General features: G+C 53.2%; 15 protein-coding genes. 10 read left to right on the top strand and 5 right to left on the bottom strand.

Features of this window, described 5'->3' with window-relative positions; translation table 11 throughout:
- Position 1 precedes the first annotated feature (1 nt).
- Positions 2-1,030: a diguanylate cyclase domain-containing protein gene (locus ACT53C_RS11585; RefSeq protein WP_476146302.1), complete on the bottom strand. Its 1,029-nt coding sequence runs from the start codon at positions 1,028-1,030 to the stop codon at positions 2-4.
- 180 nt (positions 1,031-1,210) lie between these two features.
- Here ACT53C_RS11585 and ACT53C_RS11580 point away from each other — a divergent pair, with 180 nt between their 5' ends.
- The 6 genes from ACT53C_RS11580 to ACT53C_RS11555 all read left to right on the top strand — a co-directional run bounded on the left by ACT53C_RS11580 (position 1,211) and on the right by ACT53C_RS11555 (position 6,830).
- Entirely contained in the window at positions 1,211-1,441 is a 231-nt protein-coding gene (locus ACT53C_RS11580; protein ID WP_476146300.1) for a DUF3820 family protein, read from the top strand.
- Complete coding sequence (locus ACT53C_RS11575; RefSeq protein ID WP_476146298.1) at positions 1,434-2,204, top strand: DUF2927 domain-containing protein; 771 nt, start codon at positions 1,434-1,436, stop codon at positions 2,202-2,204. Before ACT53C_RS11580 ends, ACT53C_RS11575 begins: the two co-directional genes overlap by 8 nt.
- Before the next feature lie 96 nt (positions 2,205-2,300).
- Complete coding sequence (pepP, locus tag ACT53C_RS11570) at positions 2,301-3,599, top strand: Xaa-Pro aminopeptidase (protein ID WP_476146296.1); 1,299 nt, start codon at positions 2,301-2,303, stop codon at positions 3,597-3,599.
- A gap of 89 nt (positions 3,600-3,688) precedes the next feature.
- Positions 3,689-4,858, top strand: coding sequence for an FAD-dependent monooxygenase (locus ACT53C_RS11565; protein WP_476146294.1), 1,170 nt, complete (start codon positions 3,689-3,691; stop codon positions 4,856-4,858).
- The gene (locus ACT53C_RS11560) at positions 4,848-6,056 is read left to right on the top strand and encodes an FAD-dependent monooxygenase (protein WP_476146292.1); all 1,209 of its coding nucleotides are present in this window, start codon (positions 4,848-4,850) and stop codon (positions 6,054-6,056) included. The genes ACT53C_RS11565 and ACT53C_RS11560 overlap by 11 nt, the downstream gene beginning before the upstream one ends.
- A gap of 93 nt (positions 6,057-6,149) precedes the next feature.
- The gene (locus ACT53C_RS11555) at positions 6,150-6,830 is read left to right on the top strand and encodes a DsbC family protein (RefSeq protein WP_409934463.1); all 681 of its coding nucleotides are present in this window, start codon (positions 6,150-6,152) and stop codon (positions 6,828-6,830) included.
- A 94-nt stretch (positions 6,831-6,924) separates the two neighbouring features.
- Here ACT53C_RS11555 and ACT53C_RS11550 read toward each other — a convergent pair whose 3' ends face one another.
- Together ACT53C_RS11550 and pilB are read right to left on the bottom strand one after the other, a co-directional pair.
- Positions 6,925-8,148, bottom strand: a complete 1,224-nt coding sequence (locus ACT53C_RS11550) for a type II secretion system F family protein (protein ID WP_194747158.1) — start codon at positions 8,146-8,148, stop codon at positions 6,925-6,927.
- A gap of 33 nt (positions 8,149-8,181) precedes the next feature.
- Positions 8,182-9,903: a type IV-A pilus assembly ATPase PilB gene (gene pilB, locus ACT53C_RS11545; RefSeq protein ID WP_194747157.1), complete on the bottom strand. Its 1,722-nt coding sequence runs from the start codon at positions 9,901-9,903 to the stop codon at positions 8,182-8,184.
- A gap of 347 nt (positions 9,904-10,250) precedes the next feature.
- Between pilB and ACT53C_RS11540 the strand changes: the two genes are divergently transcribed.
- The gene (locus ACT53C_RS11540; RefSeq protein ID WP_013441419.1) at positions 10,251-10,454 is read left to right on the top strand and encodes a cold-shock protein; all 204 of its coding nucleotides are present in this window, start codon (positions 10,251-10,253) and stop codon (positions 10,452-10,454) included.
- A gap of 78 nt (positions 10,455-10,532) precedes the next feature.
- On the opposite strand, the gene icd is transcribed toward ACT53C_RS11540, so the two are convergent.
- Positions 10,533-11,771: an NADP-dependent isocitrate dehydrogenase gene (gene icd / locus ACT53C_RS11535; protein WP_445241985.1), complete on the bottom strand. Its 1,239-nt coding sequence runs from the start codon at positions 11,769-11,771 to the stop codon at positions 10,533-10,535.
- A gap of 10 nt (positions 11,772-11,781) precedes the next feature.
- Between icd and ACT53C_RS11530 the strand changes: the two genes are divergently transcribed.
- Complete coding sequence (locus ACT53C_RS11530) at positions 11,782-12,333, top strand: pseudouridine synthase (protein WP_194747155.1); 552 nt, start codon at positions 11,782-11,784, stop codon at positions 12,331-12,333.
- Entirely contained in the window at positions 12,330-13,034 is a 705-nt protein-coding gene (locus ACT53C_RS11525; RefSeq protein WP_476146288.1) for a type 1 glutamine amidotransferase, read from the top strand. Before ACT53C_RS11530 ends, ACT53C_RS11525 begins: the two co-directional genes overlap by 4 nt.
- Before the next feature lie 22 nt (positions 13,035-13,056).
- On the opposite strand, the gene ACT53C_RS11520 is transcribed toward ACT53C_RS11525, so the two are convergent.
- Positions 13,057-13,932 (bottom strand): lysophospholipid acyltransferase family protein, encoded by an 876-nt coding sequence (locus tag ACT53C_RS11520; RefSeq protein WP_476146286.1) that lies wholly within the window; start codon positions 13,930-13,932, stop codon positions 13,057-13,059.
- Positions 13,933-14,048: 116 nt separating this feature from the next.
- On the opposite strand from ACT53C_RS11520, the gene ACT53C_RS11515 reads away from it, so the two are divergent.
- Entirely contained in the window at positions 14,049-14,834 is a 786-nt protein-coding gene (locus ACT53C_RS11515) for a lipopolysaccharide kinase InaA family protein (RefSeq protein ID WP_476146284.1), read from the top strand.
- The last annotated feature ends 3 nt before the right edge of the window (positions 14,835-14,837 follow it).

The following is a 14,837-nucleotide window of genomic DNA, read 5'->3' as shown; positions in this document are numbered from 1 at the left end:
CTTAGGCAGCAACAAGGGCTTCGCTGGACTGGGTGACACGGTTGCGGCCATTGGCTTTGGCCGTATACAGGGCCTGATCGGCACGGCTGAACAGGTCCTCTGGCTGTTCGCCAGGCTGGTAGGCGGCCACGCCCAATGAGATGGTGATGTTGGAAATCATATGCTGCGTGATGGTGTTTTTGATATTGATCGCTGCAACTTTATGCCGGATTTGCTCGGCGATTTCACGCGCGGTTTCCAGCTGCGTATTCGGTAGCAGCAACACAAACTCTTCACCGCCATAGCGCGCCGCCGTGTAGCTGTTGCCGGCAACGGTTTTAAAAATGCTTGCAACTGCCTGGATCACCTTGTCGCCAAACAAGTGGCCATAGCTGTCATTCACCTTTTTAAAGTAATCAATATCCGCAATAATCAGGCTGGTATCGACGGTGTGCTGTTGCAGGCAATCGTGCAGCGCCACGTCAAAGCCTTTGCGGTTCATGAGGCCAGTCAACCCGTCTTGCAAGGCTTCTTGTCTGGCCTTGATCATTTCGTTTTTGAGCGCGTCCACCTCTTCCAGGCTTGAGCTCAATTTGCCTTGCAAATGGTTGAGGCTATTGGTCATCATCAGCGTTTCTGACAGCAATGAGTCCAGTTGCAAAGCCAGTTGCGGTTCCTGCTGCTGGATCTCGTTAGACCAGGCATCCAGGGTTTTAGTGTATTCGCTTGTTTGCAGCCCGGTTTTTTCGGTCGAGCTGCGCATTTCGGTGACGACTTGGCTGAAACGTTCTACCAGTTTTTTCGCATGATCGGTATCAATGCCGGCAATATGCTTGTTAAAGACATGGGCCGTGCTTTTTTCATTGAGTTTTTTTTCTTTTTCAATCAGTGCGTTGACCTCATCAATCAGGCGCGCATGTTCGCCGGACGAGTATTCATACCAGACTGCATAGCTGACTGGATGAAAGGCGGCATCCTGCATCGACATATGGTGGATGGCTTGCCGCAGGTGCTCTGCACTTTTTTCTTTGGTGACTTCGTATTGCATCATGGTTTTCCGCGATGTTCAGTTCAACACTAGGTAATCTTTATTTTTGATTAGGGCATACTGGATAACATATCGGCAGCTGCACAGAATTCTTGAGGCCAGGCCCTTTGCCTGCGAGGGCCGACAGTTTTTTTAGTAGAATAGCCACGATGATTCCAAGTTGATCCCGCATCAAGTAGCCCCATGAAAAACGAAGATTTATTACAACTGGTCAGCGTCAAAATGCCTTATGGCAAGTATCAGGGACGCTTGATTGCCGATTTGCCCGGTCACTATTTAAACTGGTTTGCCCGTGAAGGCTTTCCACGCGGTGAGTTGGGGCGGTTGCTGCAATTGATGCAGGAGATCGACCACAATGGTTTGTCGCCATTACTCAACCCCTTACGCGAAACGCACAGGCATGACGATGTTTAAAGGGATTGTTTTGCTGATTGCGCTATTGTCTGTGCAGGCCAGCAAAGCCGAAGAGGCTTGGCAGTCGCCGGAGTACCTGCAGCTTGCCTTTGTAGAGGTCGCGTTACACAACGAATACCGGCCGGGGGAGTTTGGGGTGCGCAAGTGGTTAAAGCCGGTCAAGGTATGGCTGGTTCACCATGCCGACGAACAGGAAAAGCATACAACACTGACGCGCTACCACCTTCAGCATCTGGCGCAAATTACCGGGCATGCTGTGGGTTTTGCCAGCAGTGCGGCTGACGCCAATATGATCGTGATTTTTAGCGAGGCGGCACAGTGGCAGCAGGATTTGAGAACGGTGAGTGGCAATCCAAACATGCAGCCGCCAGACGACGCGGTCTGTATGTTTGGGTCTACCGCCGATGCCGGGCAGGCGCTCAAGCGGGCTTGGGTAGTGATTCCGGTAGATCATGCGCAAGCGCACCGGTCACTGGTCTCCTGCATCGTCGAAGAAATCACCCAGGCCATGGGCTTGCCCAATGATTCCGAGCGCGTGTTTCCTTCGGTTTTTAACGATAAAACGCCCGAAGCTTTGCTGACGGGGCTGGATGCCTTGTTGCTCAAAATGCTGTATTTACCCGCCATCAAGCCTGGCATGCATGCTGCCCAGGTGCGACCCATCCTGGCACGTCAACTGCAACAATGGCAACAAGATGGCACCATAGAACAAGCTGAGCAATCGGTCAGGCGATCACCACTGTATGAGATGATGGGATTTTGATTGCGGGTGCCTGGCAGGCAGGGGGAACCAATCCAGCAATCGCCGACCAAATACGCTACAATGCCCAACCATCCAGGATTAGCTTTGAGTGTTTCCATGCAAGAGTTTTCTCGCCGCCGCCAGCAGTTGATCAACCACATGCAGGCCGGTATTGCGATCATTCCTACCGCGCCCGAAGTGACACGCAACCGCGACAGTCACTATCCCTACCGCTTTGACAGCTATTTTTATTACCTGACCGGCTTTAAAGAGCCGGAAGCGGTGTTGGTGCTGATGGCCGGACCCCAGCCCAAAAGTATTTTGTTTTGCCGTGACAAAGACCTGGATCGCGAAATCTGGGATGGTTTTCGCTATGGCCCTCAAGCTGCCAAAACAGTGTTTGGCTTTGATGAGGCTTACTCGATCACGCAGCTGGACACCGAACTGCCCAAGCTAATGGCAAATCAGCCTGTCTTGCATTTCAGTCTGGGCGCAGACAGCGCCTGGGACAGCAAAGTCACTGCTTGGTTGAATGCGGTCAAAGCACAAACCCGCTCTGGCATGCAAGCGCCCGCCCAACTGCTTGATGTGCGTCAAGCGCTGGATGCCATGCGTCTGCTTAAATCGCCCGAGGAGATGGACCTAATGCGCCAGTCAGCACAGATTGCGGCCACCGCGCATAACCGTGCCATGCAGCACACCCGTCCCGGGCAATGGGAGTATGAGGTCGAAGCGGAGTTTTTACACACGTTTTATCGCCATGGTGCGCAAGCGCCTGCTTATACCAGCATTGTGGCCGGTGGCGCCAATGCCTGCACCCTGCATTACAACTTTAACAATGCCCAGCTCAAAGACGGGGATTTGCTGTTGATTGATGCGGGCTGTGAACTGGATGGTTACGCCTCGGACATCACGCGCACCTTCCCGGTGAATGGCCGCTTCAGTGGCCCACAAAAGGACTTGTATGAATTAGTGCTGGCAGCCCAGGCAGCCGCCATGGGCAAAGTGAATACGCAGCAGCACTGGAATGCGCCACATGAAGCTGCGCTCGAAGTGTTGGTGGATGGCTTCATTCACTATGGCTTGTGCCAGGGCAGCCGCGACGCGGTGCTCGAAACTGGCAGCTACCGCCAGTTTTACATGCACCGCACCGGGCACTGGCTGGGCCTGGACGTGCATGATGCCGGTGAGTACAAAACAGCCGACGGTGCATGGGTCATGTTACAGCCTGGTCATGTGTTGACCGTAGAGCCAGGGTGCTATGTGCGTCCTGCAGACAATGTGCCGCCGCATTTCTGGAATATCGGTATCCGTATCGAGGATGATGTGCTGGTCACCGAGCACGGCCATGAAGTGTTGACGGCCGCTGCGGTCAAAACCGTCGCTGATATCGAAGCGCTGATGGCGCAACGCTGATCTTTTGCAGTGGATGTCGGCTAGGTCTAAAAAACTGTTCTAAAAAATGTATTTTTTGAGTGTATTTTTGTCATACAAATGGATGCAGCGTGCAATTGATTAAACATCCCGTCGTGATTGGTGGCGGCCCGGTCGGGTTGGTGCTGGCCTTGTCTTTGCAGCAGGCTGGTGTGCCGGTCACCGTGCTTGAAGCGCAGGCGCCAGGCGCCATGTACGGCGATGGCCGCGCCTTGGCCTTGTCTTTTGGCACGCGCCAGGTGCTGGAGCAATTGCAAGTATGGTCCATGTTGGCCGATGCGGTCACTGCCATTGAAACCATTCATGTGTCACAGCAAAAAGGTTTGGGCCGCACCGTGCTCAAAGCACAAGAACATCAGCTACCGGCGCTGGGATATGTGGTGTCTTATGGCGTGTTGATGCGGGCGCTGGATGCGCGCCTGGCGCAATTGACCACTGGCATTAAGCTGCATTATGAAGCCCCGGTGACGGACTTGCAGGTGCATGCCAGTGCCGCCGATATTGTATATACGGCAGCCGATGGGCAACGGTACTCACTGTCTACGCCGTTGGCGGTGGTTGCCGATGGCGGCCGGAGTCTGGAGGCTATTCCGGGCTTGCAGCGCGACACCAAGCATTATGGGCATGATGCACTGGTGGGCCTGGTGCAAACTGAACTGCCACACCGGCAGATTGCCTACGAGCGCTTTACGCCACGTGGCCCGATGGCGCTGCTACCGAATGGCGACCAGTTTTCACTGGTGTGGACGGGCGAGCAGGCGTATATCGACGAGATTGCTGCGCTTGATGATGCCGCCTTTTTGCACGCCCTGCATGCTGCCTTTGGTGACCGCGTCGGCCGCTTTCTGCATGCCGGAAAACGCTTCAGGTTCCCGCTTAAATTAAGCAAACTGGAACAGACGTTTGCGGCGCATTGCGTGGTCATCGGCAATGCGGCGCAAACCATGCATCCAGTCGCCGGACAGGGCTTTAATGTTGGCATCCGCGATGCGGTGGCGCTGGCCGAGAATGTGGCGTCTACGGCATCGCATGAGTGGGGTGCCGACCACCGCTTGCTCGCCTACCAGGCGTCCAGACAGCGTGATACCGGGCGTGGCTTGCAGTTTACCGATTTTCTGGTCAATGTATTTTCAAATGATCTGATCGGGGTCGGCGTGTTGCGTGGCGCGGGGCTGGGGATGCTTAGCATGTTGCCGATGGCCCGGCGGTTTTTGGTGGAAAAAATGAGTTATGGTCGCTGAAAAGCACTTGATGCGGGCAGACGTAGTGATTGTCGGCGCTGGCTTGGTGGGGCTCACCGCTGCCATCGCCTTGTCCCGACTGGGCAAGCAGGTGGTCCTGACGGATGCCAAGCCAGCATTTGAGCTGCCAGCAGGCTGGGCCGACGATCAGTTACACTGGGACAGCCGGATTTATGCACTGACCAATCAAACCATGGACTGGTTAGCTAAGATTGGCGTCTGGCAGCATGTGCCTGCGCAGCGCGTGAACCCGGTCAACGCCATGCATTTATGGTCACCGACGCAGCATCATGTCCAGCCCAGCCTGAGCCTGACAGCCAAGGAAGCGCATCTGGCCCAAATGGGCTGCATTGTCGAGAGTCAGGCCTTGATGCAGGCGTGCTGGACTGTGTTGGTAGACGCCGACGTAACGGTGATCACCGACGCACCGGCGCAATCCTTGCAACAATTTGGTCATCAAATCCGTGTAGCATTGCCGCAGCAAACGATAGAAGCACAATTATTGATAGGCGCAGACGGCGCGAGTTCATGGGTGCGCTCGCAGTGTGGCATCGGCGTGGAGCAAGTGGACTTTGCGCAGACGGCGCTGGTCACCAATTATGTTGCCACACATGCGCATCAACACGTGGCCAGGCAGTGGTTTGGTGCCCATGAAACGCTGGCCTTGCTGCCGATGCCTGAGCAGCAGGTGTCATTGGTCTGGGCCTTACCTCACGCGGAGGCCGCCCGCATGCAGGCGCTGTCTGCCGGTGAGCTGGCAGTCGCAGTTGAACACCGCTGTGGTCAGGTCTTGGGCCCACTGACGCCCAATGGTGCTGTGGTGGCGTTTCCCCTCAGGCAGAATACAGCTGAAACCATGGCGTTACCCAATATCCTGTTGCTCGGTGATGCCGCACACCAGGTGCATCCCATGGCCGGGCAGGGGGTCAATTTGGGCTTTGAAGATGTGCAAGCCTTGTGTGCAGAAGTCGCACGCTTGCCGGGCATTAAGCCCTTGGGGGATGTTAACGTGCTGCGGCATGTCATGCGTGGCCGTCAACGCGATATCCGTAGCATGCATGCACTGACGCGGGGACTGGATTTTCTGTTTGCGCGCCCACAGGCGCTATGGACGCATGCCGCCTTGCTTGGCTTACGCGGCGTTGAAAACAGTGCTATGCTGAAACGTTTTTTAATTCGCACCGCGACGCAAGCGTAGCGCCCGGTGCACGTTCGAGAAAGAGTTGGTATGAAAAAATACAACGCAACGGCTGTCATCAAGGCCTTAGGGGCCCTCTGTCTGCTGTGGTCTATGGGCAGCGTGGCAGATGAAGCCAGCCTGAAGAAACAGATCGAGAGTGCCTATCCAAAATTCAAGGTGGATAGCGTGACCAAAACGCCTTATGCCGGATTGTACGAAGTGTACATGGGAGGCCAGATCATCTATACCGATGATAAATTCAGTTTTTTGATAGCTGAAGGCCGCCTGGTAGATCCGAAAACCAAAAAAGACCTGACCGGTGAGCGTATGGACGAGCTCACTAAAATTGATTTCAATACGCTGCCTCTGGATCAGGCCATCAAGGTGGTCAAAGGCAATGGCAGCCGCAAGCTGGTGGTGTTTTCGGATGTGGATTGCCCATTCTGCAAGCGCCTTGAGCAAAAAGAGCTCACCAACATTAATGATGTCACCATCTATACATTCCTGTATCCGATTGAACAGCTGCACCCGGATGCGGCCAACAAATCGCGCAGTATCTGGTGTGCCAGCAACCGTGTAAAAGCTTGGCAAGACTGGATTATGAACAACAAGCTGCCGACCACGACGGCCAAGTGCGATGTGCCGTTGGAAAAAGTCGGCGAACTGGCGCATAAAGTCGGGGTCAACAGCACGCCGACCATGTTCTTTGAAAACGGTAAACGCATGCTGGGTGCGCAACCTTACGATGAGATTGAAAAGTCCTTGCAGGCCGCCAGCAAGAAAACCATGTAAGCATATTGAATAATCAGCTGAGTTAAAAACAAACAAGGGGCGTACAGCCCCTTTTTTTACACGGTTGTTTTATCACGCAGGCGCGTGTATTTGCCTAGCCGCCACCACTGACCACTTTACCCATTTTGAAGATGGGCATGTACATGGCGACCACCAGCCCGCCAATCAGCACGCCGAGCACCACCATGATCACCGGTTCCATCAGGCTGGAAATCGCTGCGACTGCATCATCGACTTCGCCCTCATAAAAATCGGCCACTTTGGTCAGCATGCTGTCCAATGAGCCAGACTCTTCACCAATCGCGGTCATCTGGATCACCATATTCGGGAAGACATTGGTGTTTTGCATGGCCACGGTGAGACTGGTCCCGGTACTGACCTCGCTTTGAATCTTTTTGGTAGCATCAAAATACACTTGATTGCCCGAAGCCCCTGCCACAGAGTCCAGCGCTTCTACCAGCGGCACGCCCGCGGCGAACATGGTGGAGAGCGTACGCGCAAAGCGGGCAATGGTGGCTTTGCGGATGAGTTCACCAAAAATCGGCAGGCGTAGCATTAGCCGATCCATGGTCGCCTGTAGTTTTGCCGAGCGTTTCCAGGTATAGAAAAAGAACCACAGGCCGCCACCCAGACTACCAAAAATAGCCCACCACCATTTTACAAAAAAGTCTGACAGGTTAATCACTACCACTGTCGGGCCAGGCAAGTCTGCGCCAAAGCTGCTGAACAGCTCTTTGAACGAGGGCACCACAAAAATCATGATGACGGCGGTAATGACAAACGCCACCACGATAATCGAGGTCGGGTATACCAGCGCTGATTTGATCTTGCTCTTGATGGCGAGGATTTTTTCCTTGTAGGTTGCCAGGCGTTCCAGTAAGGCATCCAGAATCCCGGCCTGCTCGCCAGCGCCCACCAGATTGCAAAATAACTGGTCAAAATGTAGCGGGTATTTTCGGAAGGCCGCGCTCAGGCTGCTGCCTGTTTCAACATCGGCCTTGATGTCGCCCAACAGTTTGGAGACCGCAGGGTTGTGGTGGCCCTTACCGACAATGTCAAATGCCTGCAGCAAAGGCACGCCAGCTTTCATCATGGTCGCCAGCTGGCGGGTGAACAGCGTGACATCTTTTTCTGACACCTTGCCTTTGGTCGCCAGCGAACTTTGCTTTTTCACTTTGCTGACACTGATGCCCTGGCGGCGTAAGGTCGCATTGACGACGGCCTCGCCGTTGGCGCGCATCTCGCCCTTGACCAGCTTGCCTTTGCGGTCTTTACCTTCCCACAAATATACAGATTGTTTGATATTGCCAGTCGCCATAATGTCTTCTTAAAAAGTGAATGCCTACCCGTGTTACTCGTTGGTGACTGCTTCGACTTCCTCAATCGAGGTGAGTCCCTGTTTAACCTTGAGCAAGCCAGACTCGCGCAGATCTTTCACGCCTTCGCGTTTGGCCTGCGCGGCAATGTCCATGGCGTTGCCATGAGACATGATGATGCGCGCGATTTCCTCGGTGATCGGCATCACCTGATAAATCCCCACCCGTCCCTTGTAGCCATTGTTACAATGTTCGCAGCCCCCTGGTTTGGCACCGTATAACTGCCAGCTGCCATCCAGATCAGCTTCAGTAAAGCCCACTTTCAATAGTGCTTCCTTGGGGACATTCAGCGGCACTTTGCAATGCTTGCACAACCGTCTTGCAAGGCGCTGTGCAGTAATTAACGTCACGGCAGAGGCAATATTGAAGGGGGCGACTCCCATATTTAACAAACGGGAGAGGGTAGTAGGCGCATCGTTGGTATGCAGGGTGGACAGCACCATATGCCCGGTCGATGCGGCCTTGATGGCCATATCTGCAGTTTCCAGGTCGCGGATCTCACCAATCATGATGATGTCCGGGTCCTGACGCAAAAAGGATTTAAGGGCTGCAGCGAAGGTCAGCCCCTGTTTGTCATTGACGTTGACCTGATTAATGCCCGCCAGCGGAATTTCGGCCGGATCTTCTGCGGTTGAGATATTGACGCCGGGATCATTGAGTAAATTCAGACAGGTATACAGCGAGACGGTTTTACCCGAACCGGTGGGCCCGGTGACCAGTACCAGACCGTATGGGCGGTGAATGGCCTTGAGTAGCGCCTCCTGTTGTGGTGCCTCGTAGCCGAGCGCTTCAATGCCCAGCGTGGCACTGGAGGGATCCAGAATCCGCATGACAATTTTTTCGCCATGGATCAGGGGCAAGGTGCTGACACGGAAATCAATTGCGCGTGTTTTTGACAGGATCAGCTTCATGCGGCCATCCTGCGGAATTCTTTTTTCCGAGATGTCCAGGTTAGAAATCACCTTGATGCGTGAAGCCAGCTTTTCCTTGATGGCCAGCGGAGGCTGCGACATATCCCTCAACACGCCATCGACGCGAAAGCGGATACGGTAAAATTTTTCATAAGGCTCAAAGTGCAAGTCAGACGCGCCCATATTGATGGCGTCCATCAAGATTTTTTGCAGGAACTTGACCACAGGGGCATCATCGACTTCCTGCATGATATCCGCTTCGGGCTCTTCGCTGCTTTCCTCCAGGCCAAGATCAAAATCATCCCCCCCTGCATTGAGTGCAGACATGCTGGTGTCTTTGGATTCGACAATTTTGTCTATCCATTTGCCCAGTTTGTCATCTTCCACCACAATCGGGAACAAGGTTGCACCCATTTGAAACTGGATGGTGTCCAGCGCATGCAGATTGGTCGGGTCAGACAGGGCAATATAGGCCACATTGCCCTTTTGTTGCAGCAGCAGCACGCGATGCGACTGCATCAGTTTGATATCAATGCCTTTGTCAGGCAGCAGATTCTGTTCAAGCGCATCCAGGTCAAAAAAAGGAAAACCAAACGCTTGTGAGGCAGAGAGCGCGATTTCTTTGGGTGAGATTTTCTTTTGTGCCAGCGTCGCGGCGAGGAAGCTGGCTTTTTGGCTCTGACATTTTTCTTGCAGGGTGGCCGCTTCTTCTTCACTCATCAGCGAAGATTGCACCAGCATGCGGGCCATGCCGCCCAGTTTTTTTGTGCTTTCCAGTGTGGCCATAGCGTTCTGAGTCTGTTTCCAAAATCCTTAAATACGCCGTTTAATCGACTGATATAACAATACTTTCTACCTCAGTATATGGGGTCCAGGCGGGATTCAAATCGCAGAAAAGACGCGTTCTGATGCAGCTTTTGTGCAAATTTTAGGGAGTTTTCTTGACTTAACTCAAAAGATACAAAAATAGTCTTGACTTTTAAATTATGCTCACTTATAAATCCTTAAGGCGTTTGGGTTCAGGTTTTTTGTGGCCGTCTTTAAGTAAAGCAAAGCTTGTTTATTGCGACTGGAGTACTTGAGACAAACTTTTGGGGGCGCCTCCCTGTTAAGTAAAAAAGTAAGGAAGTAAAATGGCAACAGGTACCGTAAAGTGGTTTAACGACTCTAAGGGCTTTGGATTCATTACTCCGGATGATGGTGGTGACGATTTGTTTGCACACTTCTCCGCAATCGTTGAATCTGGTTACAAAAGCTTGAAAGAAGGTCAGCGCGTATCCTTTGATGTGACTGAAGGTCCAAAAGGGAAGCAGGCCTCCAATATACAAAAAGCATAATTTTTGTTTTAGGGGTAAAAAATACAAAACGGCTCGCCATAGCGAGCCGTTTTTTTATGCTGGGCCTTGCGTGTCTGCTTACGCCATCTGTTTGATAATCTCGTCACCAAACTCAGCGGTGCCCACTTGCGTCGCGCCTTCCATCTGGCTGCTGAAGTCGCCGGTCACACGTTTGCTGGCAATGGCCTTGGCCACACCGTGCAACACCAGGTCTGCGGCTTCCACCCAGCCCATGTGGCGTAGCATCATTTCGGCTGACAAGATCAGGGAGCTGGGGTTGGCCAGGTTTTTACCGGCGATTTTAGGCGCGGTACCATGTGTAGCTTCAAACATGGCAACGGTGTCGCTCAAGTTCGCGCCTGGGGCAATGCCAATGCCGCCGACTTGGGCTGCCAGCGCATCACTCATGTAGTCACCGTTCAGGTTCAGTGCAGCGACAACATCATAATCTTCTGGATGCAACAGAATCTCTTGCAGGAAGGCGTCGGCGATACAGTCCTTGATGACGATGCCGTTCGGCAGTTTGCACCATGGGCCACCATCAATCAGTTCTGCGCCAAACTCTTCTTTGGCCAGCTGGTAGCCCCAGTCACGGAAGCCACCTTCGGTGAACTTCATGATGTTGCCCTTGTGGGTGATAGTGACTGATTTGCGGTTGTTATCAATCGCGTATTGAATGGCTTTGCGGATCAGGCGCTTGCTGCCGTCGATAGAGACTGGCTTGATGCCGATGGAAGAAGCCTCTGGGAAACGGATTTTCTTGCGTACGCCCATGTCGCTCAAGAAGTTGATGACTTTTTTCACTTCCTCCGTGCCAGCTGCCCATTCGATGCCGGCATAAATGTCTTCGGTATTTTCACGGAAAATCACCATGTCGGTTTTTTCAGGGTGTTTGACCGGACTAGGCACGCCTGTGAAATACTGAATAGGGCGCAGACACACGTACAAGTCTAGCTCTTGGCGCAAAGTCACGTTGAGTGAACGGATGCCGCCGCCAACCGGAGTCGTCAGCGGCCCTTTGATTGAAATCACATAGTCTTTGAGGGCTGCCATAGTTTCGTCAGACAACCAGGTGTCTTTGTCATACAGCGTGGTGGATTTTTCACCGGCATAGACTTCCATCCATGAAATCTTGCGTTTGCCGCCATAGGCTTTTTCAACCGCAGTATCCACAACTTTGATCATGGGGGGCGTGATGTCAACGCCGATGCCATCGCCCTCGATAAACGGGATAATAGGTTGGTCAGGAACATTTAGGGTATTATCAGCATTGACGGTGATTTTGCTGCCAGTGGCGGGCACCTTGATTTTAGACATAGCACTTTCCATGTTATTACTGTTTAACAAACCCTTTAACGTCGTATGCCAGTTTACTGCGCATGAAAAACACCCGACGCTCAAGGACTATATTCCGATTCCCAACGTTTATGCCGCCGGGCGGTTAGATACCGATTCTGAGGGATTGCTTATTCTAACCGATGACGGCGCATTACAACATCGTTTGAGCCATCCCAAGCACAAACAGGTCAAAACCTATTGGGCGCAAGTGGAAGGCGCTCCTACACAAGCAGATTTGATGCCATTGCTGCGCGGCGTCGATTTGGGCGATTTTGTCACGCAGCCGGCGCAGGTCAGAATCATCGATGAACCTGACCATTTATGGCAGCGTGACCCGCCTATTCGGGCGCGCAAACAGATCCCGACCACCTGGCTGGAGATTAAAATCAGTGAGGGCAAAAACCGCCAGGTACGGCGGATGACCGCGCACGTCGGCTTTCCGACCCTGCGCCTGATCCGTTATGCGATTGGGCCTTACACATTGGACGGAATCTTGCTTGGGCAATATCAGGAAGTCAGTTATAAGAAGGTAATGTCATGAAACAGGTGGTGGTATTCAGGCACGCTTGCTGCGAGGGTGCTGGTTATTTGGGCACTTTTTTAGCGCAGCATGCCATTCCTTGGTGCGAGGTGCGCATTGATAAAGGCGAGCCCGTGCCTGACTCAGTCGAGGCATATAGTGGCATTGTGTTGATGGGCGGCCCCATGAGTGTCAACGATGACCTGCCCTGGATTCCGCCTTTACTCCAATTGATTCGCCAGGCAGTAGAAAAAGATGTCCCTTTGCTTGGGCACTGCCTGGGAGGGCAGTTAATCAGCAAGGCGTTGGGCGGTGTGGTGAGTAAAAACCCGGTCAAAGAAATAGGCTGGGGACAAGTGCAGGTGGCAGACGATCCTGCCGCACGAGACTGGTTTGGTGACTTGCAAGTGTTTAACAGCTTTCACTGGCATGGCGAAACGTTTTCGGTGCCGCAAGGGGCAACGCATGTGTTATCCAGCCCGTATTGCGTCAACCAGGCTTATGTCATGGGCAAACATATCGGTTTGCAATGCCATATTGAAATGACACCCGACATGGTCAAAATGTGGACGGAGCAATGGAAAAACGATATTGCCACCTCGGCCGCCAGCCCAGCGGTCCAGTCTGCAGAGACCATGCTGGCAAAAGTCAACGAGGATTGTGACGTGTTACACACGGTTGCCGACAGAGTCTATAGTCGCTGGATGCAGGGCCTGGTCTAGCGTCATCCTCACTCGGCGCTGGTTAGTGCTCGTCCTCAATGCGGACCTGGTGCGGCTGCAGTTTTTGCATGGCATAACGCCTTTGTTTGTAACGGTTGTATTGCCACAGGTATTGCACCGGGCATTGGGATACCTGCCGCTCAATCGCCTGGTTCAGCAGTGCGGGCGTGTGTATGTCTTCGACTTTGGATAGATGAATATGAAAGCCTTCGCCTGCGGGTAAGCGTTCACCAAATGCCATAATGACGGTTGCGCCTGATTTCACCGCCAGTTTGCTGGCCAGCCCCATGGTATAAGCCGGTTTACCAAAGAAGTCGGCCCATTCGCCTTCACCATTTCGCGGAATCTGGTCAGGTAAAATGCCAATGGCTTCCCCACGTTTGAGCGCTTGCAGCAGTTTTTTGACCCCGGCGGCGTTGGCGGGCGCCAGCGCAACCTGGCCTTTTTGCCTGCCTTCTTGTAGCAGGCCTTCCAGCCAGGTCAGTTTTGGGGGGCGGTAGAGCACGGTGATCGGGTGTTGGCTACCATAATAAATAGAGGTGATCTCAAAGCAACCCAGATGTGGTGTGAGAAAAATCAGGCCTTTGCCCGCACGTTGTGCTGCTTCAACCAAGTGCCAGCCAGTCGTCGCTTTTACCAGTGGCAGCAAGCCGGATTGTGGGGCGCCCCAGATAAACAGGGATTCCATCAGGGATTTACCGGCTTCTATCCGGCTATCTCTGGCAAGTTGCTGTACACCTGTTTGGTCATTGCACAGGCCACTCTGGCGGATATTTTCGATGGCGATACTGATACTTTTTTGATCAATATGCCAGCTTAATCGACCAATCACCGCGCCCAGACGGTGGACGTAGCTTAAGGGTAACTTTGAAAGCCATTTGCAAAAAAACACCAACATCAAAAAATCTGCCTCGTGGAAAATCTCACTCAGGGTGCATTCTGTTAAAATCCACCCCCTAATCCTGCCATATTAACAAATCGTCGTTTGCTAACCCGTCTATTCGCTGATTAATTTTGAAAATAAGTGAGATTCAAACCGAAGAGGGCCGTGTCCGCGATGCCCTGATTGCGCAGCGCATGGACCACTTTGATGCCTGGTGGCAACTGGCGATTGCCTGGCTGGAGCCACCCAATTTGGAAAGAGGCGGTTGGAGTGGGGTCGGGCGCTGGCAATTGCCATGTGCTGATCATCAACTGGTTGAACTCTATGTGAAACGCCAGCAGAACCATACCCGCTTTAGCTGGCGCTATCCCTGGCGTGGCTTGCCGACCTTTATGGTTGAATATGACATGCTCAAGTATTTACGGGCGCAGGGGGTGAGGGTGCCCGAGGTGGTTTACGCGGGCGTGCGCGATGTGCCAGCGGGCCGTCAGGCCATCCTGGCTACGCAGGCACTGCAAGGCTATGAGGAGCTCACTCCGTATTGTACGGCGGCCAATATGACTGCCAATCCGCCTTTGCTGATCGCTGTCGCACAGGCGTTAAAAACATTGCACGCTGCGGGCATACAGCATCGGGCGCTATACCCCAAGCACCTGTTTGTCCGCGCGCTGCCTGAGCACAAAACGTCTGGCGCTTATGAGATTGCATTTATTGATCTCGAAAAAGCCAAGCATATGTGGCTGCCAGCCTGGCAACGCTTGCGGGATTTGCGGCAATTCATGAGCCGTTTGCAGGATTGGCCGGACAGCCTGTTGTATCAGCTGTATCAAGCCTATGCAAGCGAGTATGGCCAGTGTTACCAACGCTGCGGCTGGTGGTGGCTGCGCTGGGGATTGAAGCGTTTAAACAAGAGATAATGA

This window comes from Methylophilus sp. DMC14, assembly GCF_056314085.1.
This window is presented reverse-complemented; position numbering and strand designations above follow the sequence as displayed.

Excerpts from the sequence above, each read along its gene's own strand:
- ACT53C_RS11585 (WP_476146302.1), bottom strand. The coding sequence starts at position 1,030 with ATGATGCAATACGAAGTCACCAAAGAAAAAAGTGCAGAGCACCTGCGG.
- ACT53C_RS11580 (WP_476146300.1), top strand. The coding sequence starts at position 1,211 with ATGAAAAACGAAGATTTATTACAACTGGTCAGCGTCAAAATGCCTTAT.
- ACT53C_RS11575 (WP_476146298.1), top strand. The coding sequence starts at position 1,434 with ATGTTTAAAGGGATTGTTTTGCTGATTGCGCTATTGTCTGTGCAGGCC.
- pepP (WP_476146296.1), top strand. The coding sequence starts at position 2,301 with ATGCAAGAGTTTTCTCGCCGCCGCCAGCAGTTGATCAACCACATGCAG.
- ACT53C_RS11560 (WP_476146292.1), top strand. The coding sequence starts at position 4,848 with ATGGTCGCTGAAAAGCACTTGATGCGGGCAGACGTAGTGATTGTCGGC.
- ACT53C_RS11555 (WP_409934463.1), top strand. The coding sequence starts at position 6,150 with ATGGGCAGCGTGGCAGATGAAGCCAGCCTGAAGAAACAGATCGAGAGT.
- ACT53C_RS11550 (WP_194747158.1), bottom strand. The coding sequence starts at position 8,148 with ATGGCGACTGGCAATATCAAACAATCTGTATATTTGTGGGAAGGTAAA.
- pilB (WP_194747157.1), bottom strand. The coding sequence starts at position 9,903 with ATGGCCACACTGGAAAGCACAAAAAAACTGGGCGGCATGGCCCGCATG.
- ACT53C_RS11540 (WP_013441419.1), top strand. The coding sequence starts at position 10,251 with ATGGCAACAGGTACCGTAAAGTGGTTTAACGACTCTAAGGGCTTTGGA.
- icd (WP_445241985.1), bottom strand. The coding sequence starts at position 11,771 with ATGTCTAAAATCAAGGTGCCCGCCACTGGCAGCAAAATCACCGTCAAT.
- ACT53C_RS11530 (WP_194747155.1), top strand. The coding sequence starts at position 11,782 with ATGTTATTACTGTTTAACAAACCCTTTAACGTCGTATGCCAGTTTACT.
- ACT53C_RS11525 (WP_476146288.1), top strand. The coding sequence starts at position 12,330 with ATGAAACAGGTGGTGGTATTCAGGCACGCTTGCTGCGAGGGTGCTGGT.
- ACT53C_RS11520 (WP_476146286.1), bottom strand. The coding sequence starts at position 13,932 with ATGTTGGTGTTTTTTTGCAAATGGCTTTCAAAGTTACCCTTAAGCTAC.